This is a genomic window from Bdellovibrionota bacterium (assembly GCA_040386775.1).
In the GTDB taxonomy this organism is placed as follows: domain Bacteria; phylum Bdellovibrionota; class Bdellovibrionia; order Bdellovibrionales; family JAEYZS01; genus JAEYZS01.
In genome coordinates this window covers 1-21423 of the sequence record JAZKEU010000012.1, presented here as the reverse complement: position 1 = coordinate 21423, position 21423 = coordinate 1, and the positions used below count along the sequence as shown (strand labels likewise).

General features: G+C 37.6%; 23 protein-coding genes. 14 read left to right on the top strand and 9 right to left on the bottom strand.

The features are described 5' to 3' along the window. The 6 genes from V4596_06760 to V4596_06735 all read left to right on the top strand — a co-directional run bounded on the left by V4596_06760 (window position 1) and on the right by V4596_06735 (window position 6873). Window positions 1–1881 carry a hypothetical protein gene (locus tag V4596_06760; protein ID MES2768832.1) on the top strand — a complete coding sequence of 627 codons (1881 nt, stop codon included), beginning with the start codon at window positions 1–3 and terminating at the stop codon, window positions 1879–1881. 2 nt (window positions 1882–1883) lie between these two features. Then, on the top strand, window positions 1884–3470 hold the full coding sequence (locus V4596_06755) for a hypothetical protein (GenBank protein MES2768831.1): 1587 nt from the start codon (window positions 1884–1886) through the stop codon (window positions 3468–3470). Further along, the gene (locus V4596_06750) at window positions 3467–5326 is read left to right on the top strand and encodes a hypothetical protein (protein ID MES2768830.1); all 1860 of its coding nucleotides are present in this window, start codon (window positions 3467–3469) and stop codon (window positions 5324–5326) included. The genes V4596_06755 and V4596_06750 overlap by 4 nt, the downstream gene beginning before the upstream one ends. Beyond that, entirely contained in the window at window positions 5323–5658 is a 336-nt protein-coding gene (locus tag V4596_06745) for a hypothetical protein (protein ID MES2768829.1), read from the top strand. Before V4596_06750 ends, V4596_06745 begins: the two co-directional genes overlap by 4 nt. Window positions 5659–5674: 16 nt before the next feature. Next, window positions 5675–6013: a hypothetical protein gene (locus V4596_06740; GenBank protein MES2768828.1), complete on the top strand. Its 339-nt coding sequence runs from the start codon at window positions 5675–5677 to the stop codon at window positions 6011–6013. A 191-nt stretch (window positions 6014–6204) separates the two neighbouring features. Next, entirely contained in the window at window positions 6205–6873 is a 669-nt protein-coding gene (locus V4596_06735) for a hypothetical protein (protein MES2768827.1), read from the top strand. A gap of 72 nt (window positions 6874–6945) precedes the next feature. Here V4596_06735 and V4596_06730 read toward each other — a convergent pair whose 3' ends face one another. Together V4596_06730 and rpmB are read right to left on the bottom strand one after the other, a co-directional pair. Beyond that, window positions 6946–7206 carry a KOW motif domain-containing protein gene (locus tag V4596_06730; GenBank protein ID MES2768826.1) on the bottom strand — a complete coding sequence of 87 codons (261 nt, stop codon included), beginning with the start codon at window positions 7204–7206 and terminating at the stop codon, window positions 6946–6948. Further along, window positions 7196–7513 carry a 50S ribosomal protein L28 gene (rpmB, locus tag V4596_06725; protein ID MES2768825.1) on the bottom strand — a complete coding sequence of 106 codons (318 nt, stop codon included), beginning with the start codon at window positions 7511–7513 and terminating at the stop codon, window positions 7196–7198. The genes V4596_06730 and rpmB overlap by 11 nt, the downstream gene beginning before the upstream one ends. 163 nt (window positions 7514–7676) lie before the next feature. Here rpmB and rpsR point away from each other — a divergent pair, with 163 nt between their 5' ends. Continuing rightward, a complete protein-coding gene (gene rpsR, locus V4596_06720; GenBank protein MES2768824.1) occupies window positions 7677–7955 on the top strand; it encodes a 30S ribosomal protein S18 in 279 nt (92 codons plus the stop codon). Between the two features lie 75 nt (window positions 7956–8030). On the opposite strand, the gene V4596_06715 is transcribed toward rpsR, so the two are convergent. Then, the gene (locus V4596_06715) at window positions 8031–8567 is read right to left on the bottom strand and encodes a helix-turn-helix transcriptional regulator (GenBank protein ID MES2768823.1); all 537 of its coding nucleotides are present in this window, start codon (window positions 8565–8567) and stop codon (window positions 8031–8033) included. A gap of 145 nt (window positions 8568–8712) precedes the next feature. Between V4596_06715 and V4596_06710 the strand changes: the two genes are divergently transcribed. Genes V4596_06710 through V4596_06695 form a run of 4 tightly spaced genes read left to right on the top strand, consistent with a single transcriptional unit; the run spans window position 8713 to window position 13890 of the window. After that, window positions 8713–9768 (top strand): 3-oxoacyl-[acyl-carrier-protein] synthase III C-terminal domain-containing protein, encoded by a 1056-nt coding sequence (locus tag V4596_06710; protein ID MES2768822.1) that lies wholly within the window; start codon window positions 8713–8715, stop codon window positions 9766–9768. A gap of 4 nt (window positions 9769–9772) precedes the next feature. After that, window positions 9773–10960 carry an NAD(P)/FAD-dependent oxidoreductase gene (locus V4596_06705; protein MES2768821.1) on the top strand — a complete coding sequence of 396 codons (1188 nt, stop codon included), beginning with the start codon at window positions 9773–9775 and terminating at the stop codon, window positions 10958–10960. Next, the gene (locus V4596_06700; GenBank protein ID MES2768820.1) at window positions 10957–11544 is read left to right on the top strand and encodes a YceI family protein; all 588 of its coding nucleotides are present in this window, start codon (window positions 10957–10959) and stop codon (window positions 11542–11544) included. The genes V4596_06705 and V4596_06700 overlap by 4 nt, the downstream gene beginning before the upstream one ends. A gap of 12 nt (window positions 11545–11556) precedes the next feature. Next, complete coding sequence (locus tag V4596_06695) at window positions 11557–13890, top strand: MMPL family transporter (protein MES2768819.1); 2334 nt, start codon at window positions 11557–11559, stop codon at window positions 13888–13890. 3 nt (window positions 13891–13893) lie between these two features. On the opposite strand, the gene V4596_06690 is transcribed toward V4596_06695, so the two are convergent. The 3 genes from V4596_06690 to V4596_06680 form a co-directional block, all read right to left on the bottom strand. Beyond that, the gene (locus V4596_06690; GenBank protein ID MES2768818.1) at window positions 13894–14643 is read right to left on the bottom strand and encodes a hypothetical protein; all 750 of its coding nucleotides are present in this window, start codon (window positions 14641–14643) and stop codon (window positions 13894–13896) included. Next, the gene (locus V4596_06685; GenBank protein MES2768817.1) at window positions 14640–15932 is read right to left on the bottom strand and encodes a pyridoxal phosphate-dependent aminotransferase family protein; all 1293 of its coding nucleotides are present in this window, start codon (window positions 15930–15932) and stop codon (window positions 14640–14642) included. Before V4596_06685 ends, V4596_06690 begins: the two co-directional genes overlap by 4 nt. Before the next feature lie 178 nt (window positions 15933–16110). Continuing rightward, window positions 16111–17202, bottom strand: coding sequence for a GNAT family N-acetyltransferase (locus V4596_06680; protein MES2768816.1), 1092 nt, complete (start codon window positions 17200–17202; stop codon window positions 16111–16113). Window positions 17203–17341: 139 nt separating this feature from the next. Between V4596_06680 and V4596_06675 the strand changes: the two genes are divergently transcribed. Genes V4596_06675 through V4596_06665 form a run of 3 tightly spaced genes read left to right on the top strand, consistent with a single transcriptional unit; the run spans window position 17342 to window position 19185 of the window. Further along, the gene (locus tag V4596_06675) at window positions 17342–17656 is read left to right on the top strand and encodes a hypothetical protein (GenBank protein MES2768815.1); all 315 of its coding nucleotides are present in this window, start codon (window positions 17342–17344) and stop codon (window positions 17654–17656) included. A 49-nt stretch (window positions 17657–17705) separates the two neighbouring features. Next, window positions 17706–18554, top strand: a complete 849-nt coding sequence (locus V4596_06670; protein MES2768814.1) for a nitrilase-related carbon-nitrogen hydrolase — start codon at window positions 17706–17708, stop codon at window positions 18552–18554. 46 nt (window positions 18555–18600) lie between these two features. Beyond that, window positions 18601–19185, top strand: coding sequence for a hypothetical protein (locus V4596_06665; GenBank protein MES2768813.1), 585 nt, complete (start codon window positions 18601–18603; stop codon window positions 19183–19185). A gap of 1 nt (window position 19186) precedes the next feature. On the opposite strand, the gene rdgB is transcribed toward V4596_06665, so the two are convergent. From rdgB to V4596_06650, 3 genes are read right to left on the bottom strand one after another with little or no spacing between them, the layout of a single operon-like run. Beyond that, a complete protein-coding gene (rdgB, locus tag V4596_06660) occupies window positions 19187–19762 on the bottom strand; it encodes an RdgB/HAM1 family non-canonical purine NTP pyrophosphatase (GenBank protein ID MES2768812.1) in 576 nt (191 codons plus the stop codon). Window positions 19763–19774: 12 nt separating this feature from the next. After that, window positions 19775–20500, bottom strand: a complete 726-nt coding sequence (gene rph / locus V4596_06655) for a ribonuclease PH (GenBank protein ID MES2768811.1) — start codon at window positions 20498–20500, stop codon at window positions 19775–19777. A gap of 21 nt (window positions 20501–20521) precedes the next feature. After that, window positions 20522–21301 carry an N-acetylmuramoyl-L-alanine amidase gene (locus V4596_06650; protein MES2768810.1) on the bottom strand — a complete coding sequence of 260 codons (780 nt, stop codon included), beginning with the start codon at window positions 21299–21301 and terminating at the stop codon, window positions 20522–20524. Window positions 21302–21423: the final 122 nt, after the last annotated feature.

The following is a 21423-nucleotide window of genomic DNA, read 5'->3' as shown; positions in this document are numbered from 1 at the left end:
ATGTTAACAGCATTAATTTTATTATTAGGAGCCGCATTTGCAAACCCTACAGACGGAGTGGCTACTGAACCAAAAAGAGTTTTCATTGAAACCAATCTTCAAGTGGGCATGAGGGTCCATGGCTTGCGCTATAGAGAGTGGAGAAGTGGTATTTTGAGAACTAAAAAAAATGACGTTAAAGCAATTGATTTTTTGGCCTTCGCTCATGCCGCCAATGGAAGATATACCGAGAGCAAAGATCTGGAATACAATTTGGTTGCGAGTGTCGTCATGTCAAAATCAAGTGATGACAATGCGATTGATTACCAAAAAACATTGGCGCTCTACGAAAAGAACCTAAAGGATCAGCAAGACGGAAAATGCGAAGGTTGTGCTATATACAAGCCTATCGATAATTTCAATCACCCTAATCATCGTCCTTATTTAAAGCGATTGCGTACTACAAATCTAAATATTGATTTTTCCGAAAGTAATAAATCCACAAATATCAAACTTTCTTTAAAAGACAATCAGCTTCATCAAAAGTGGGTGATTGGTGGTGGTGCGAACCGATGGGACTTGGCTTCGTCAAACGATGAATTGAAAGGAAATATCAAAGTGGGTTATAAATTGCCTGAAAATACTTGGGCGGCAATTATTCAAAGAAAGAATAGATCAGGTGTTTTCAATCTCCCACAAGTAGATAGAGGTTTTCAGAATGCTTTCAATAGTAACCTCCCGTTGCAAGGCGATGAAAAATACATTGTATGGGGAAAGCCGGGTACAGAGGTTTACCAAGAATTTTATTTCAATAGTTACTCTCAAGCTTCTAATTTAGAAGGAAGTTTCGAAGTGGTGGTAACGCCAATTGATCTATCGACTGTTCAATCAAAGTCTATTGATCAAATAATTCAATATCTTTACAATATTGAGCCTTACAGAACCCAAGTGAATTTTGAAACTCATATCAGAAATATCCAACATCTTTTATTCTTAATTTCACAACCTAGTTTGCTTGAATCAGTTATGAATACACTAACGACAAAGCAAATTATTCAACTCATCACCAAATTATCAGATGTGGCTTACAATTACGAACCTGTTGCTTGGATGTGGGACTTAAAGGCTTCTTCTACGATTTTATCCCATGAATTGGCACTTTTATTTTTAAAGCAAATTATACCGTTCTGTAGAGATGAAAAAATCATCTTACCCTATACGCAAAAAGAGGTTCAAGTTTTAGGCTTAAAGCTTGCCAATTTCTTCTTAGAAAAATCAAAGATGAGATTGGAGTTTGAACACTTCAAGCATTACGAAACATTGCTAAAGTTATTATCTACTTATAACGGGAAAACTTTTGCGCAGGTAAGAGCTAATCAAGCAGAGGCACTGAAAATCAAAAAAGCTTACGATGTTTTGATCAACACGGTGAACATGAGATTTTCTGCTTTTAAAGCAGCTCATGATGAAATTAAGTTTATCTACGATAAATTTGGGAGCCTTGGTGCTCCAGGCAGTGACAATGCTTTAATTTTTGATCTTATGAAGAATATCAACGGAAAAGACACGGAATTCAATGCTGAGCTTCTGTCTTTCTTAAGATTATTCCAGGAAAACAACAATTCAGTGATCTCTACCGATGCACTGACGGAAAAACTTAATCACATCAAGGCCAATCAGAAAATTGTCGTTGGTCAAATTGATGCAAAAATTAAAATTGCAGGCTTTACACCGACAGATTCGGGAACTTCGTTCATTCAATCCATTCAGGCAATGACGATTCACAACTTAGATATTCTTACGCAGCCATTGAATGGATCTTTCGAAAATTTTAGAAAATCTTATTTCAGTCCAGAGAAAGTAAATCCAATTCTTAACCAAATTCAAGGTTGTGTGAGGTAATTATGAAGTACGTTCTAATTCCAGTATTGATCTTAAGTATGATTTTCTGTCCTTATACTGTAAATGCGCAATCTATGATGGATGATGCAAAAAAAGCCGTGGAATTTCAAAAGCAGAATGTAGAAGATCATGTTAATTTAATGATCAGTAATGATGTAAATAAAATCCTAGATAATATTTTTAATGCTTCCGGGGCTCTCAATGAACAGGTCAATCAGTTGAATCAATTGGATGAAGAAGTTCAGCGTATTGAAAAGGCTTTTTCGAACGTCGCAAATCTGAAGGTTTTAGAAGATGAAGATCTAGAAAATCTACTGAACAAAGTCATAGCAGAATATACACTACAAAACCGTAAGCTGTTTGATATGTCATGGACACCGTCAACAACTGCAATTTTTCAAAAAGAATTTATCGCTACGGTTACGCAGATGATTACGGGTTTAAAATATCAATGTTCCGTTGGTCGCAACGATCTTTCTTTTAATCCTTTTATTCCAGTGTCACCACCTCCTCCCAGCTTGGCCTTTTCATTTATGATCAGTACTTCGACGGCTGATGAGAGAAATGGAGTTCAGTACAACCAGTATAATTATGGCATGAGTAAGGACGTACAAGATGTACAAAAATATGCTTCTTATACGGCTCAAGTTGGAGGGACATATCTTGCTTCAGTTTATGGTACCGCCATGCTTAACGGCGCAACTACGGCAGCGGTGAGTGCGCAAGCTAGTACCATGACGGCTTTGGCCGCCACGGGTGTTGCTGTTGCCGTCGTGGTTGTTATAGCTGTAGTCAGCTATATGAGTGGAGCAAGGAAAAGATTCAAAATGATGAAGAAATATCACGAAGCTGAATTATACAAATTCTATAATTCTCTCACGAGCCAAGACATCAGCAGCATGTACAGAGAAAGATGCCAAGACATTACCTCAAACCTCGATGAAGCGTTAGTTAGAGTTACCGCATTAGCTAATGGAGGAGACGATGCCGAAAAAGAAAAGCAAAGATATCATCAAGAAAAAGAGCACATCAAAGCACTTACAAATGACATTCAAGAACTTGTAGCTCTCAGCGATAAAATTATCAAAATGAAAGAAAATAATGCTTCAGAAGAAGAGCTAAAGCCTCTCCTTGAGAAAGAAAAATCTTTAGAAGAAAAATTAGACAAGAAAAGTCTTATTAATATGGCATCTCATTTTATTGTGGAGTCCTTTGGTATCAAGGCAGAAAGTGCGTTCAGCAACTTTAAACTTGATAACGTAAGAAAAGCTTTTGCTGAAAGACAAAAAGCTTTAACAAAACTACAGAGACTCATTGAGATGAAGAGACATACAAATCTTGTAGTGCTAGAGAGCGAAAAGGTAGCCTTCAAAGAATACTTAACTCTAAGAGCAGAATTTTTGAATATTCTAAGCGATAGCTTTGAATATATCTGGGGTAAGAAAAATAAAAATACAACTTTTGCTAAAGTTAAAATATTTAATGCAAAAATTGAGTCCATGTCTAACAAATACCTGCACGTTGAGGAATTTAGAGCTTTAAAGAATTCTGCAAAATGGCTGGTGCAATTTTTTGAGAGGGAGCCATGATCTACTTAATTTTTCTTTTAAACAGTGTCTTTGCTCAATTCACGGGTTGTATTGGCATGGGAGGTTATACCACTTGTTCCCCTACTATTGTTTACGAAAAAAATAACAATGGAGATGGAAAATTTGGTGGTGAATCCTACGCCGCAGAAAAATCTGCCATGGAAAGAATGGTGGAGGATCAAGAAAGACAGAGACAAGAATTTACCCAAAAATATATTGATCGAGAAACCGTAAAAATGGACGCGGCACAGACGCAAATAAAAAGAAATTTAGTTTCGATGGTCTCTAGAAACAGTGCAAATTACGCGAGTAAAACCAAAGATGTAGATCAATTTAGAATGTATATCGACAGTGCCGAGTCTCTAAAATTTAAGTTCGATAAATACAATCAGAATATCGATTCCAATTCGAGGAATTATAAAGCTGCTGTGGACAATGCTGAAGGAATTATTTATTCCAATATTTCTTCAAGTTTTCCAAAAGGCTTTAATAGCGAAGGTATATTCATTCCTGAATCCATAGATTCTTCTGTACCAAAGAGTCCGCTTGTGGATTTCAAGTCGAATCATGCCTTAACTTCTCAGCAAGGACAGATTGTCCGAAGAATGGTTAATCAGTATCAGGCTTCTTGGGGAGAAAATTCATTTTTCCTTCGTAGGTCATACAGTGAAACTTCGCAATATCTATTGGGCGCAAGCTACGTAAGGCTAGCTGACGAAAAATTCAACTCCAATCCAATGCAAGCGCTAGCTTACCTACACATGGCAAAAAGTATTCTGGATTTTTCTGAAGGCGTAATCACTGGTGCTAAAGACAATATTAAAAATATAATTAAAATGGCGCCAGAGCTTGCGAATGCACTGAAAGATTACTCTAACGCCGTGGTAAATGATCCAACGCATTTGGTGAGCTCAATTTATGATCTAGCTATGGCTACTCCGAGATTAGCAGCGGCTCTTACCGATCATCTGAAGAGTCAAATGGAAATTCTAGAAAAGGGTTCTGCCTATGAGAGGGGCGAGGTTGTAGGGGAATATATCTTAGATGTATTGGGAGCATTTTCCAGTTTGGGAAGTTCAACGATAGTGAGTGGTGTTCGAGTCGGAACTGTAACCGTTGCAAAAACAGCAATGAAAGAATTTGCTGAAGAATTAGCTACCAATCCTGTTGTGCAAAAATTAATTTCCAAAGAACTTATTCCCGCTGTACGTGAGGCTGTTGAAATTACCAATACTCTCAAAAATGCTTCAAGGCCAGATGCTTTAAAAGCACTTGAGATGAATCACGCTTTAAAATCAACGGGAAAAGTTAAGGTTACATCTGAAGCCGTGGAATACACACAAGTTGTAGCAACACCAAAAGGTAATATTGAGTGGAATCACAATGTATTGATCAAAGATTTAAATAATGTGCATGTAAAAACAGCTGAAGAAGTAAACCATTTATCTAAAATAGCTTTTGAAACTAATCCTGCAAATGTGGGTAAGCAATATCAACCTTCTGTTAAACCAAATACAAAAGTGTTTGAATACACCACCCACGTGCCGACGAATGACAAGTTTGCGCGCGTTTATTCAGATGAGCTAAATCTCTTGGGCTCATGGATATTAGATAAAAATAGTATAAAAGGCCTTACTCCAGAACAAATCCAAGACAAATTTGCACTTCCAAGGTTACCTGTGTATATTGTGGACGTTGATGTTCCTGCGGGCGCAGTACTTCGCAAAAGTGTTCCGAATGCAATATTTGGTTCTTCAGGGAAGCAAGTTGCTACGCAATTTGAAATTGCAGTTGAAAAATTACCAACGGGTTCTAATTTAGAATCTATGTTCAAAAATCCAAGGAAGTTACCATGACAATTACTTTTAATAATCAAGAATTACTAATTGGGAAAATTAAAGTCGAGTTTTCTCATCCTATTAGCAAGATAGTAGAAGTAGAAAACGGTATTATAGTTATGCTCAAAGCAATTACGAAAATATCAGATAAAAACGTGTTCTTCGTAAATCTAGATGGATCTATCAGATGGCGCATTCAAGATACAGAACCATCTAAAGAATATAGCGCATATTACACAGGCATGGGACTACATGATGATGGCGTTTTGCAGGTATATGACTTCACGGGTTACGTGTGTAAAGTAAATTTAGAAGATGGCACTATTTATGATCGTGAGTTTACTAAATAAATTGTAAGGAATTGCCATGAATATTTCATTCCATGAAAAAGAACTTTCTATTAACGAAAAAAAAATTACATTTCCAACTTCTATTCAAACAGTCGTGCAAGTTAAAAACGGCGTAATTGTATTGATTAAAGCATTTATAAAAGTATCAGACAGAAACGTGTATTTTGTTAATCTGGATGGAGCAATAAAATGGAGAATTCAAAATCTAGATCCATCAAAAAAAATCAGCAATCAATACTATTCTTATGCTGGATTGAATGAAGATGGGGTTCTTGAAGTTAATGATATCAATGCATATTTATGCAAAGTGAACTTAGAAGATGGAGCTCTTTATGACTGTGAATTTACTAAGTAATGTATTTATGGGATTAGATAAGGAAAGAGTTCATATAAGTACTAGGAGGGTGCCGGGCCTGGAATTGGTTGGAAGTTCGAGTTTTAACTCAATTTCAAAAAAATCCTTGGCTATGGTCTAACTCAGATAGCATACATTGCGAAAACATCGTATAAAACTTAATATAAGAATTCATCACAGAGGACTGATCTATGAATCAAGATATAATGAATGATATTAAAATTTATTTGAATGAATTTCCGCAATTTTTGAAAAGGCTTTTAAAAGATCCGTTTGGTCATATTGACCGTGAAGTCTCAATGGATTGGATCAAGATTGTTCTTTTTGGGTTTTTAGTTGAGGCAGGGACGAGCACTCTTTATTCGATCGCGATTCTTAACCTATCCGGAATTACATCGAGTCTTATCTTTTCTCCGATTCAAACTTTGATGGTGATCGCTTTTATAAGTTTCTTGGTTTGGTTTATTTTAGATCGTATTGGGTTTTCGCAAATCACGTTCTTATCAATATTTAAGGTCATCGTGATTGCCGAAATGCTTATTAGCATCGTTGCCCTTCCAATTATGATCGCCCTGGCCTACGTTAAATCTGTGGATTTTATTTACATCACAGCGGCTTTGTTGATCTTGGCTAAATCTTATTTAGTTTACCGTGGATTCAGTAAACAGTTTCAATTGTCTGACAAAAGAGCTTTGGGCATAGTGGGGGCTTTTACTGTTATCCTTTTGGCGCCGATCATTTCAGATTTCTTTGATGGTTATTCTATGAGAAGAGATGTGCGTGATAAACAAAAGCTCCATGAGATTCAAATGGAGCAATCCATCGAGGAACTAGAAAAAGAACTCGGCGGCGAAGAATAATTCCAATAAAAAAAGCCATCACTCTATTTTTCTAAAGGGATGGCTTTCTTTATCAATATCGAATGAACAATATTATGCGTTTTTAGAAGCTTTCTTTTTAGCTTTTTTCTTAGTTACTTTTTCAGATGCTGCAACTAATTTTACGTTTGAATAATCAAAGAATCCTTCTTTCTTAAGAAGTCCTTCTTTTTTATCAAAGTGAGTTTGAACTTTAACGCCTTGAACTTTAATTTTTAATGGAGCAGTTTTGATTTCTAAAACTTTTCCGCTCTTACCTTTATCAGAACCAGCAATAACTTGTACCGTAGCTCCTTTTTTAATCTTAAGCTTCACTTGCCGCTCCTTTAGCTTTTACTTTTTTCCCAGATAATTTAGCTTTAATTCTTTTTTTGATATCGAGAGCTTTTTTAGAAAGGTCTTTGTTATCACGGCTTAAAAGATATCCGTCAAACGTGCCTCTGTGCTCGATTGTTCTCAAAGTGCTTGTTGCAATCTTCAAAGTGAATGATTGGTTCAAAGCTTGGCTATGAAGTTTTTTGTATTGAATGTTCGGCTGGCTGATCGATTTTGTCTTAATGTTCGAGTGCGACACTAAGTTGCTAACAACAGGCCCTTTTTGAGTTAATTCACAACGTGGCATACTAATGCTCCCTAATCCCTAATTTGGATAGATGATATATATTACGAAGTTCATGAAAATAGTCGAAAAATACGCTTGTTGGCAACACTAAATTATATTATAACCCTTTTTTAGCTATAAATTATAGGCTACCTAATTATTAGGTTCTAACAGGAGACATCCCTTGCTTAAAAAAGGTTCTGGAAAAACAAAATTTAGATCTGAATACCCAGTCGACTTTAAATTTGATTTTAAAGACGCTTCAACTATTTCAAAGTTCATCATTGAAGGTGCTAAAATCATCCCTTCAAGGATCAGCAAACTTAGCTCTATGCAACAAAGAGCAGTAGCTAACGCTGTGAAAAGAGCTAGAAATATCGCTTTATTGCCACTTGGTGCTGATGCTTACGATAAAATGCATTATCCAGAACCAATCAGCCCAAAGCCTTTCAAAATCGACTAAATTATTAGTATATTCTCGCGATCGTTTATCTTAATAAGAAGGAGGAAGACACAGGTTTTCTTCCTTTTTGTGTTTTTACGCGTTTTGGTTGTCTGGAAGTAGCAAATCTTCTAGGAAAAATGCGGCGAACTCTGAGCGGTTACGTAAACCTGACTTTGTATATACCGCTGTAATCTGCTGGGTTACGGTTTTTTCTGAAGTTCCACGAATGTCTGCTATTTCTTTATTTGCGAAGCCCTTTAAGAGAAGTAAGGCTATTTCTTTTTCTGCTTTTGTCATTTCCCACTTTTCAAGCTGTTCATCTATTTTGAGACTTAGACCTTTAACAAGATGCTGGGTTTCTTTGCGGTAGTCTTCTAAGCTTTTTCTTACATTTGCAAGGTCTGCGCGTATTTCTACATTTTCTTTTTTTGAAACAAAATATCTAACGGCAACAGTGATGATCCAAAATGCAGCAAAAGATATAATTATACCTTCAATAGCTAGGTGGCCCCAGCTCGATCCGTGAGACAAATCATCGATTGCATCAACGGCCCATAATGCGACAGCAGCCATTAAAATTATTAGAACGGACACTTTCTGCCGTCCATCCAGTTTTGAGAACGCGTTCATGACTAGAGCTCCTTATAGGGATAAAGTCCTATAGTAGATGCAAATTACCGTAATATAAAAGAATTTTCTTAAGACATTCATCGGATTTCACATATCAGAAATAGTTGCGAAAATAGCATTAGTTCAAATCAATAAAGAGGTGATTATGTCTAAAATACTATGTGTCTCAACAGTGCAACCAGGTTTTGAATATACAACTGCAGAAATTGTAAAGGCGGCGGATGAACTTTGGCTAAGTCATATCAATCCCGATATGAGACGTATTGCTTTAAAAATATTTGCAGGTGCAGATATCCAAAAGCGCCAGTCGGCATTTCCTCTCGAAACAGTTTTTGCTAGCATCAGTTTTGAAGAAAAAAATAATCTGTACATTAAAGCAGCAATAGATATGGCAGAGCGTGCACTAAAAAAAGCACTAGCTGATAGCGGTACTCGACCAGAGGAGTTGGACTTTATTGTTACCACAAGTTGCACGGGATTTATGATTCCATCAGTTGATGCTTATCTCATTGATAAGTTGGGTTTGAATAGAAACATTAAACGCCTTCCTGTAACAGAAATGGGATGTGCGGCAGGAGTTTCGGCTCTTATGTATGCAAATGATTATTTAAAAGCACATCCCAATTCTAAGGCTGCAGTTGTCTCTGTTGAATTACCAAGTATCACATTCCAAAAAGATGACTTTTCTATGGAGAACCTTGTTAGCACAGCGATTTTTGCGGATGGTGCGGCCGCAGTTATCTTGGGAAGGGATGATAGTAGAGTTGCTCCCGTAATTGTGGATACAGATATGTATCACTTTGCAAATACAACTCATCTTATGGGATATGAGTTGAGAAACTCAGGTCTTAAAATTGTACTTGATCGTGATGTCCCAGATACCATTCAAGAACACTTTCCAAAGCTGTTTCTTCCATTCTTAGAAAGAAATAATTTAAAAGTCGAAGATATTCATAATTATATGTTCCATCCGGGCGGTAAAAAAATCATCAATCGAGTTGAGGAATACATTACTCAATTTGGAAAAGACATTTCCGACTCAAAAGCAGTTCTGAAAGAAAGAGGTAATCTCTCGAGTGCTACGATTCTGCATATTTTAGAACGCATACTTATGAAACCTCACAACGCTGGAGAACTTGGATATATGCTTGCTTTTGGTCCCGGCTTTTCAGGGCAAAGTATCTTACTTAAGTGGGAGTAGAGTTATGAATAATATTTTTGATATTATAATAGTCGGCGCAGGTCCTGCAGGTGCGTTTCTTGCGTATAAGCTTTCTAAGATTGGATTGAGAATTCTCGTGCTTGAGAAAAACATAACGCCTAAGCGTAAGGTATGTGGAGAATACCTATGCCCACTCGGTGTTGAGTTGTTAAGGCGTGAAGGACTTGAGCGAGAAATTATCGGAGAATTTTTACCTCTTAGCGGAATGCTAATTGTTACGGCCTCTGATACTCGTGTAAACACGTCTTTTCCTTTTCAAGAGAAATACCACGGAGTCTCTGTGAACCGTCAAATTTTTGATGAAAATATCATAACCCTCGCAAAAAGATCTGGGGCAGAATTTAAAACCGGTGTGGAGGTTCGAAAAATAACCCAACAGTCTGACAGATGGATTGTTGAGACCAATCAAGGCTCATTCATAACCAACGTTGTTGTTGGAGCTGATGGAAGAGGGTCGGTTGTGTCTAAGGCATTTCAAAATGATATTCCTAATACAGGAAAGCGCGTAGCACTTCATGTCTTAGTACATAATAAAGATAAGAATCTTCGCCGAGGAGAGATGCATATATTTGATAACGGGGCTTATATTGGAGTGAACCCCACTGGCGAGAAAGAGGTTAACTTTTCTTTGGTTCTGGATGCTGAGGATCTTAGAAAGTTAGGCAGTCCTTTTGAGGCACTGAACTATTACTTAGAAAAATCTCCCAATTTAAAATCCAGATTTCCAAGATTTTTGGAAGAAGATAAAATCAGTACTGCATTTCCGATACAGCATCAGACAAGGTCCATTATTCCTTGTCGCAATGTTGTATTGATAGGAGATGCTGCGGGATTTGTGGATCCTCTAACTGGAGAGGGGATGTACAATGCTATGCTATCTGCATCACTTCTAGCGAAGGAAATCATTCGGGATTCAGAGAAAAGCTTAAAGATTACAAAGCAAGTCTTCACAAACTATCAAAAGCAGTATTCAAAGGTTTTGAGACAAAAAATCCTTCTGAACCGTTTGTTTCAGCTTTTGATTCGCAGACCTCGCCTTGTTGAATTGGTCGCTAGTTATTTGCTAAAAAAACAAGCCCGCGCTGATATCTTCATCGGAATAATTGGAAATATTTATTCACCAATAAAAGGAATTTTAAAACTGATACTAAACTTAAGGAGCGCACAATGAAAAATAAATTACTACTAATTGCAGTTATGATATTTTGGTTTTCACCAATAGTCAGTAAATCTGAAAGTTACAATTTTTCTTCTTCTAACTATGAAGATGCAAAGAAAGCAGACTCATACATTAAGTTTGATATGGCCAGTACAAAAGTTGGAATTTTTACTAGTCATTTTACCGGTTATGTAAAAAAATTCTCTATTTCAGGAAACAAAAAAAATAACTTCATATCGGATGCAATTGTAGAGTTTGATGTGAAAGAACTCGATACTGATATAGATAGTAGAAACGAAAAAATGTGGGATCAGTGCTTAGATGCAAGTCATAATCCCAAGATTCAAATAAAATTGTCTCAGAAAATTGAGATTGGTGGACCAAGAAAAGACATTGCGGGAGTGATCAATGTCCGTGGAGAAGACCATCCTTTGACTTTAAGTGTAGAAGTGAATTCAGATATGATTGCAGATATTAAAGGTCAGGTTTCAATTAAAGATTTAAAGATTCCAGATCCTTCAATTGCAATAGCCTCTGTTCGGGATACAATAGATATCAGTGCACATTTCATAATCAAAGAAAATAATCAAAAATAAGGTTGGTATATAATGCGCTTTTGGATTCAGCTTATGATCAAGTACCGCAAGGCCGTAATTGTCTTGACGGGTTTACTCACAATTTTACTTTTAACTCAATTGAGCGGTCTGCAAATAATTATTGATCCAGATAATATTTTGCCTCGCAACCATCATTTTGTAAAAACGAATGATCTAATAGAAAAAACTTTTGGGAATAAATTTACAGTAGTGATTGGGCTCACTCCAAAGTCTGGTGACATTTATCAAACACAATTTTTAGACCGGGTAAAAGAAATCACCGAGAGAATTGAAAATGCTCCAGGCGCTATCAAAAGCCATATCAATGGCCTAGCAACAAGTAAAGCTAAGCAAATCATACTCACTCCGGAGGGACCTGTTCCTGTGCCGATCCTAGATAAAACACCGGAGACGATGGAGGAGATGCTGCAGTTCAAAGATGCGCTCCATTCAGATCCTGTTTTTAAACGACTGCTTTATTCTGACGATGAAAAAACCACTCAGATTATTGCTGAGTTTTCAAAGATAGAAGGAGGGTTTAAGGCCATTGAAAAGAACGTACGGGATGCAATCAGTCCTTCACTGGACGGCAGTATTGATGTTGAGATTGGCGGATTGCCTATTTTTCTGTCCGCTCTAGAGTCTTTTTCTGAGCGTATGGCATTTCTATTTCCACTCGCTCTAATATTGATTGGATTGATTCACTACGAAGCCTTTCGCACAAAGCAGGCGTTAATTTTACCGCTTGTAACCGCACTACTTGCTGTAGTTTGGGCTATCGGTGGACTTGGATTAATGCGCCAGTCATTTGATGTTTTCAATGCCTCTACACCCATACTTATTTTAGCTATTGCTGCGGGTCACGCTGTACAAATTTTAAAGAGATACTACGAGGAATTCCATCACATTAAAAAATCACGTCCAGAGCTTTCATTAAAGGAAATGAATTTTGCTGCGGTCGAAGAGACTCTAACAAAAGTTGGACCTGTGATGGTCGTAGCTTGTACAGTTGCGGCACTTGGCTTTTTTAGTTTAGTTATCTTTGAAATTAAAACCATCAGAACTTTCGGTCTATTTACGGGCTTTGGAGTATTGAGTGCTCTCGTTATTGAGCTGACATTCATTCCAGCATTGCGGGCAATACTGCCGCCTCCTGGAGATAAAGAGAGTCAGCGCGAACAGCAAATTTCTTTTTGGGATAAAATTACAGAGTATTTCTTTAACTTGGCTTTCAATAAAAGAAAATTTGTTTACATCATATCTTTGGCATTTCTCGTTCTATTTTCGTTAGGAGCTTATTGGGTAAAAATTGATAACTCTCAGAAAGAGTATTTTTTGGATTCGTTACAAGTTAAAAAAGACGATGCCCTTATAAACGCTAAATTAGCAGGAACAAATGTTGTCTATGTTTTGGTAGATGGGAAAATCCCAGACTCTGTTTCGAAACTCCCTGTTGTACAAGGCATAGAAAAAACTCAAAAATTTTTAGAACAACAGCCATTGGTGGGAAAGACTGTTTCCATAAATAATTTTATCAAGCGAATGAATCAGGCTATGAACGTTAATAAGGAAGAGTTTTATAAGTTACCTGAGGACCCAGAAACCCTTGGTGCGTTCTTTCAAGCTTTTGAGGAACGCGGTGAAGAAGGAGAGTTTGATAGCTGGGTAGACAAAGATCGTAAGAAAACCATAATAGCAGCTTTTATCAAAACTGATAGCAGTGCCTATATTGAAGATCTAACTAAAAAAATAAATGTATTTGCTAAAACTAACTTTCCACCAGAAATTTCAGTTGATATTGGAGGTGGTGCCGTCAATGGCGTTGCTCTGAACGAAGTAATGATTCGTGAGAAAATTTTGAATATTGCTCAGATCCTCTTCGCAGTATTTTTAGTTTCCTCAATAGTATTTAGATCGTTCATTGCAGGAATTCTAATTTTGGTGCCATTGATTGCAGCGGTTGTTGTTAATTTTGGTGTGATGGGCTTATTCTCCATTCCACTTCAAATTGCCACAGCACTAGTGTCGGCAATGGCAGTTGGTATTGGAGCAGATTATGGCATCTATATGAGCTACAGGATGAGGGAAGAGCTCCGTAAAGATCAATCCGAGGAAGATGCGTTACACAAGGCCTATCGTTCTGCAGGCAAGGCCACATTGTTTGTATCTTCTGCTGTTGCCGGCGGCTTTGGTATTTTGATGATATCTTGGGGATTCCTAATTCATATATGGATGGGTTTCTTGATCGCAACGGCAATGCTTACAAGCTCTATAGCGGCACTAACGTTGTTCCCAGCTTTAGTACTTACAATGCGTCCACGTTTTATTTTTGAAAAAAGAAAATAAAGATTAGTTTTTAATGCATTTCTCAATGAGTTCGTCTGAAGGAGGGAAGTTGGTACTTTCTTCAGTCAGTCGTTTTTCTGTTAAAGAAATCTTATTCATTTCTTTCTTCATCATGCTGCGAGTGGTTGGGCCTAAGGCTCTAACGTACCACCTTAGAGGATAAAGATAAGAAATCTCTCTAATGATCAAGCCGTCCTTAGTTTCTTCGAGCACCTTAAGATTATCTCTTAAGGCAAAGCCTTTTTCATCTTTAACGAGCTTAGCGCGAATAAATGTATAAGGAGCTTTTGTGGTCGATGTGTATTCTAATGTGTAATCTTGATCTTCAATAGCAGGAACTTTTTTGTAGATTCTCGCTTTGAATTTATTTTTATTAAAATCTGCTTCTGCAACTTTTGATTCTCCATCAAGATTGTAGATTTTTTTAAAGAGCTCAGGCGCAGCCCACAAAGATTTGATAAAGTCAGCGTTCTTGCTGTCAATAGCGACTTGTCTGTAACCAATTGCGAGAGTGAAAGTTTCGTCATTAACAATCAGACCTTCTCGCTCCACAACCATAGATGGATTTTCTTTGGTGTGATCGGGGAATAGATTTGTATGATCGGCTACAAACTTTTTGAAAGCTTCTGGGGTTGTAAGATCGTTCAATCTTTGATTGAAGATCTCAGTGATTTCCTTTTCAGGAACCTTTCCGTAGGAAAAGTTCCCACATAAAAACGATGAGAGCAGGAGGCAAACTAGAACTACTCTCAAACAACAACCTCAGGAGACGGAACATTTGTGTTTCCACCACTGATGCTTTCAAAAGAAATATCGTCAGAGTTCTCAAGCATATCCGCCATTGCGGTATCACTTGAAGCCATAGCCTGAGATTCTTTTACGATATCCACGAGAGATTCAAAGGCCGCGATGGCTTTATCCAAATCTTCTTTTGTATGAGTCGCCATCACTGAACATCTGATGACGGCTTGTCCCTTAGGAACAGCAGGGTAAACAACCGGAGTTGTAAAGATACCTTTTTCTAAAAGTTGCTGGCAGATGTAAAGAGCGCCTTCGTCAGCACCTATAAATACCGGAACTACACACGTTTCTGTACCCATTGTGTTTAAACCAATTTTTTCGTAAGCGTTCTTTAGATAAAGTGCATTTTCTCTTACTTTATTCACAAGTTCTGGTTCGGCTCTTAGAATTTTTATAGCTTCCAATGCAGAGGCTGCACTTGCTGGTGCAAGAGCTGCTGAGAACATGAATGTTCTAGATTTGTGTCTAAGCCATTCAATCAACTCTGCGGATCCACAAACGTATCCACCTTGAGATGCAAATGATTTTGAGAACGTACCCATCAAGATATCTGGTTTTAAATTGAAATGAGAGGCTGTTCCTCTGCCGCCTTCACCGATAGTACCGGCACCGTGAGCATCGTCAACGTAAGTTCTAGCATTGTATTTTTTTGCAAGAGCATGGATTTCATTGTATGGAGATAGATGTCCTGTCATTGAAAACACACCATCAACAATGATTAATTTTCCAGAGTCCAAAGGAACAGATTTTAAAAGTTCTTCGAGGTGAGCCATGTCTCCGTGTTTGAAAACATGAATTTTGCCTTTAGTAAGTTTGCAGCCTTCGATAATGCACGCGTGGTTTTCTTCGTCTGAGAAGATATGATCTTTTTCACCCACAAGAGCCGTTATTGCGCCTTGGTTTGCCATAAAGCCCGTCGCGTAAACAAGTGAGGCTTCATAACCATAAAATTCTGCAATCTCTGCTTCTAACTCTTCGTGAAGTTTTAAATTTCCGTTAAGGAACCTTGAACCTGTGCAACCTGATCCCCATTTTCTAACCGCATTGACGGCTGCTTCGATAACTCTGTTGTCGTGAGTAAGGCCTAGGTAGTTGTTCGAGCCCATCATCACTAATTCTTGGTCATTGAAAACAACATTGTTACCCTTTGAACCTTGAAGCGCTCTGAAGAAGGGATACATTCCCGACATTTTTAAAATCTTAACGATTTGTAAGCCTTTAAGTTTATGAAACAAATCCATTCCATTACTCCCGTAATCTAGTCATGTTAAATGCCATCGCCCCGATGCATAAGTATTAGTGCAAAGTACTAAAAACCATTTTTTCTAAGGTTAATAAAGAGTTTTCTGCTAACAGATTCCTAACGGACTCTTAATTGATAGAGCGCGTTAAGTCTCTAGATACAACCGGAAAGTATGACTAGGGTTGAAGCGGAATTTTATCAAAGATTCTGTAAACTTTGCTTTGTTTCCCATTCATAGCTTTGGAGAGTTCATTCATTGGGCCGTTGTTCGCAAGAACCCAAGAAATTTCTGCATAGTTATAGCCGATCTCAGCACCAATTTTGTACATTTCATCGACCAACAAACTACCAATTCCTTGACCGTGGTGTTCTTTGAGAACTCCTAGAGCATAGCCTCTCAATTTTCCTTCCGTGAATTTTTGACGATTTAAATATCTCCATAATGTGGCCAAAGAAAATTTTCCTTCTGATGGTTTTATCATACCATTGAAATTCGGAATCATAATTAAGCATCCAATGTCCTTTCCGTCTTTATGAACAATTGCGATTACGCGAAGATCTAAAAAATATTTGAACATCAGAACCATTTCATCCACTTGCTCTTTTACAAATTCCTCAAAACCCCAATTGTCGGAAAGTGCATCGTTAAAAATTTTCGCAATGCTGGTGGCTTCGGCTCTTAATTTTTTCTTATCGGGAAAGCGAACTTTGTATCCATTGTCTCTTGCGGTTTGTGCATTTTTAGTAATCAACGGATCGACTGGGACGTGAGTTGAGAGTTCATAAGTATATAGATCCATGGTTTTGATCATTCCACACTTTTCTAAATATTCTTTGTAGTACGGGGGATTGTACGACATCAGAAAGTATGGCTCTTGTTCATAACCTTCCACAAGGACGCCAATGTAAGGATCTTCCATTCTGAATTGAAATGGACCTCTCATGGTGAGGTGAGGATAGAGGCTGTGACCTTTGTTGATCAACGCCTGAGCTGCATCGAGATGACCTTCTTTGCATTCAAAAAATCCAAAGTTGAGCGTTTCTTTTCCGTCATGTTTGTGAACTTTGAAGCCACATCTGGCAATCAGTTCGTCACCTTTCTTAACCATGAAGAGATGTTTTCTTTGAGACTTAATGTCTCCGATCATCATCTTGAGATGAAGGTTGAGTGGAGTGACATAGTTTGGGTATTTGTCTTTGTAAATCGTTCGTGGCAGCTCAAAAAATTGTTTTAGCTGTCCATTGGACTTGATCTCGCTAATTTCCATCACACGCACTCCTATTTCTGACAATGTGGTCATAGACTAATGTCTTTGGACCGTTGTTGAGAATAAAAAGAAATTGGGGTAAAAGGGAAGCGTTTTGTGATATAAATATAAGGAAGTATTAAAACTCTCGAGGTAGGACATGACAAAATTTTTATTATTGCTTCCCACTCTGCTGTTATTATCTGTTCCTTATAGTCATGCTGAAGAAGAAAAAGACGGCGAAGTTAAGCAGTACGTTATTTGTAGAAATCAAAAGGTTGTTCGTACAATTAGAGTTGAGTGCGTAGGAAGTGAATGCGATACAATTTATACTAAAGATGGCGCAGATAAAATTGAAGGTTCAAATAACAATGTTATGGGCGGCCAAAAAATTTTAGGAAACATTCAGGCGAACTTAGAAAAAGCGGCTTGGAAATGTAACGACGTTACGGCAAACGCAAAAATCGCTGATTAATCTTATGGCTACTGTTGCGCAGATATTCCAATACTGCTAATCTGATTGAATGAATAAAAATGATTTGCAAAGCGAACTTCATGTCATCATTTGTCAGCTTACATCTACGAATAGTATTGATAATAATGATAAACAAATAAAAAAACTTTTAAATAGCATTCCTAATCTTGAAAACGTGAACATAATTAGTTTTCCGGAAAATTGTTTTTTTATGAGAATGAAAGAAGGTGAGGCCGTTCAGTATCTCACCTTGGATAATGATATTTTTCAGTTCTACAAAGAGTTTGCTAAGAAAAATAACTTACTTATCCACTTTGGAGCAACTCCGCTCCAAATGGGAGATCATAAGTACAACGCCACAGTTGTCGTTATGCCTGACGGATCTATTGAGTCTCCATACCAAAAAATTCATCTCTTTGATATACAATTAGAAAATCAAAAACCCGTGAGAGAGTCTGACGCTTTTACAAAAGGATCAAGGCCTAAACTTATTTCCTATTTGGGTTGGAATTTGGCTTTTACCGTTTGCTATGATCTTCGTTTTTCGGAGTTGTTCTTGTATTACCAATTGAAAGGTGCGGATGTGGTTTTTATCCCAAGTGCTTTTTTGGTTGAAACAGGAAGGATGCATTGGGAAATTTTAAATCGTGCTCGTGCTATTGAGGGCCAGTATTTTGTGGTTTCGGCGGCTCAAGGTGGAACGCATTCAGAGACGCGCAAGACCTTCGGTAATTCCATTGCGGTTGACCCTTGGGGAAATGTCATTGCCCAACAGAAGGATGACTCTAAGCCGAGCTTTATCGCTGTTAAGCTTATTAAAGAAGTGCTTGATAAAGTCCGCAAACAAATTCCGATGAAGGATCATAGAAGGATGAAGGTCGAGTTTTTAGACTCCTAGTCCTTTATCTAAGCAAGTCTTTACAGATATTACCGAAAAGTAATCGATGCATAACAACGTTATATTATCATTTATTTTTATATTTCTATCGAGCCTTCCAACGTTTGCTCAGCAGGCAATCTTAGAATTGGGCAGCTCACTTGCGGACGATACGCTTCCTATTGCACACACAAGATATGATGAAGCTGTTGAACCGCCAAAAGATAATTTTTCCTCTGTGGGTAAGCAAGATATGTGGGAAAAGTTTGAGAGAGGTGAGTTGGATGAAAAAGCATTTATTAAGCTCCAAGAAGATTATCAGATGCAAGCGAATAATTCGAAAGATCCAATCGTAAAAAGAAAAATTGCTTCGGACATGAAAGAAAAGAAAAAGGAAGAGCTTGTTAAGAAAAAAGAAGAACGAGCGGCGAAGCTAGCTGAAGAAAAGAAAAATAAAAAGAAAGCAGAAGCCAATAAATTTGACACTGAAATTAGCATGATGGCTAAAGAAAAAGAAATTGCCCAAAAGAAAGCTCAATCCGAAGTAGAAACTCAGAAAAAAGCTAAAATCAAAATGGCTCAAAAAGCAGCTGCGAAGAAAAGAGCACCATCATCAGTTAAAAAGAAACTTCCAAAAATTAAAAAGAAATGATTTAAAACTTTTGGATCAACTGATTTACAGCTTGAAATCTGTGAGAGATCTTATTTTTTTCTATTACTGTGATTTCTGCAAGAGTTTGAGTTGATCCTTCTGGTACAAAGATGGAGTCATATCCAAATCCATTTGTTCCTCGCATATCTTTTGCAATTTCACCCTTAAGAATGCCTTCAAATTTATACTGAACTCCTTGAGGGTCAAAAGCAATGATCACGCTTCTGAACTGTGCTTTGCGATTACCGGGAGATCTAATGTTTAACATTTTAAGAATTTTACTTGTGTTCTCAACGTCTCGAGCATTATCACCTGCGTAGCGAGCAGAGAATATACCAGGCATATTTCCTAAGCCTTCTACCTCGATACCAGAGTCTTCACCTAATACCCATAGACCTGGCTTGATTGCTTTAAAACTTTTGGCTTTTATAGTGGCATTCTCTTCAAATGTTTTTCCATTTTCAGGAGGAGCCGAGTAAGATTTCATATCTTGAATGGAGAAAACTTGATGTCCCACTAAAAGTTCTTTGAATTCTTTTACTTTACCTGCGTTTCCAGTTGCTACCCAAATCTCCATGATACCTGCTTTCTATTTCAAAGGAAAAAATTTTCCAATAATCTCGGATTGTTTTATGAAAATCTCAGCGCAACCTTTAGTTGCGAAGTCTGACATCTTGTCCATTTCAGCTTTTGTGAATGGATTTTTCTCAGCTGTTCCTTGGATTTCAACGAAAGCTTCTTGAGAGGTCATAACAAAATTCATATCTGTATCAATGCTAGAATCTTCTTCGTAATTTAAATCCAAATAAGGTTGTCCTTCAGAGAGACCAACGCTCACGGCAGCGATGTAGCCTCTGAGAGGAATTTCTTTGATGAGTCCGCGCTCTTTCATTTTTTGAAGAGCAAGAGTCAAAGCCACAAATCCACCAGTGATTGCAGCAGTTCTGGTTCCACCATCTGCTTGAAGAACATCGCAATCAACAATGATGGATTTCTCGCTGAGTCCTGACAGATTAGTGATTGCCCTTAGGCTTCTTCCAATGAGTCTTGAGATCTCTTGAGTTCTTCCAGATGACATTGCTTTTTCACGATGAATTCTTGTGTGAGTTGATCGAGGTAACATTCCGTATTCTGCATTCACCCAGCCTTTGCCACTACCTTGAAGCCATTTAGGAATTCCTTCTTCAAGAGTTGCGGTACACATCACGCGAGTGTTTCCCATCTCAATAAGAGCTGAACCCTCAGGATATAAAATTGGATTTGGAATGATATTGATTTTTCTTAGGTCATCAAACTTACGAGAGTCGTGTCGCATTATATTCCTTCTGATAGGATGTTACCTTCGAGAAATAATATGACTTGAGAACTCTTGTTTGTCTATTTTTTCTTTATAGTTTCTGATGCTTTTATAGATAATATTTGCGATTTGATTTTGATGAGTAGGGCTTTTGAGTAAGGGGAGTTCTTTGTGGTTCGTCACAAATCCAACTTCGATGAGTACAGAGGGCATTGGCACATTAACGAGCACATGGAAAGGGCCTTGTCTGATGGGTTCGTGTCTGATAGGTAATTTTTTTTTCCATTGAGAAATTACAGTTTCTGCAAAAATTTGACTATTGTAAACATGTTCATTCTTTTTTAGATCGTCAACGATAACAGCCAAATCACCTTGAGGAGCTTCTGAATCATCATCCACTTTGTTTTCATGCCCTTGATTTTCTCTGCTTGCTAAGAATAGTGTTTCCTCATCTGGAGGCATTTGACTCTGAAAGTAAACTTCAGCACCTTTTGCATCAAGGTCCGTTGAGCTGTTTGCATGGATGCTGATGAATAAATCTGCTTTTGTTTTTTTAGCAACTCCTGATCTTTCAAAAAGAGGAACAACTTTGTCCGATGATCTGGTTAAAATCACATCGAACTGAGAATCTTCGCTCAAAAGTTTTGATACCCTCTTGGAAATCTCCAAAGTAATATCCGCTTCTTTTATTTTTTCTGAAACTGCGCCTGCATCGGTTCCCCCATGGCCGGGATCAATGACAACTTTGAATTCAGCAGCATGGAGTCCTAAAGACGCAAAGAAGAGCACAAAGAGGACGACAAGATAAAAGTATTTCATATCCTCTTAGTTTACGTGTTTAGTGAAAATTCCGGGAGATTACCCTTGTATCAAATAGCTTTAAAGACCCACGTCCTAGGAAAAATATTCTTACCAAAAGGCGCTTAGTCGCTTTTGGCGAC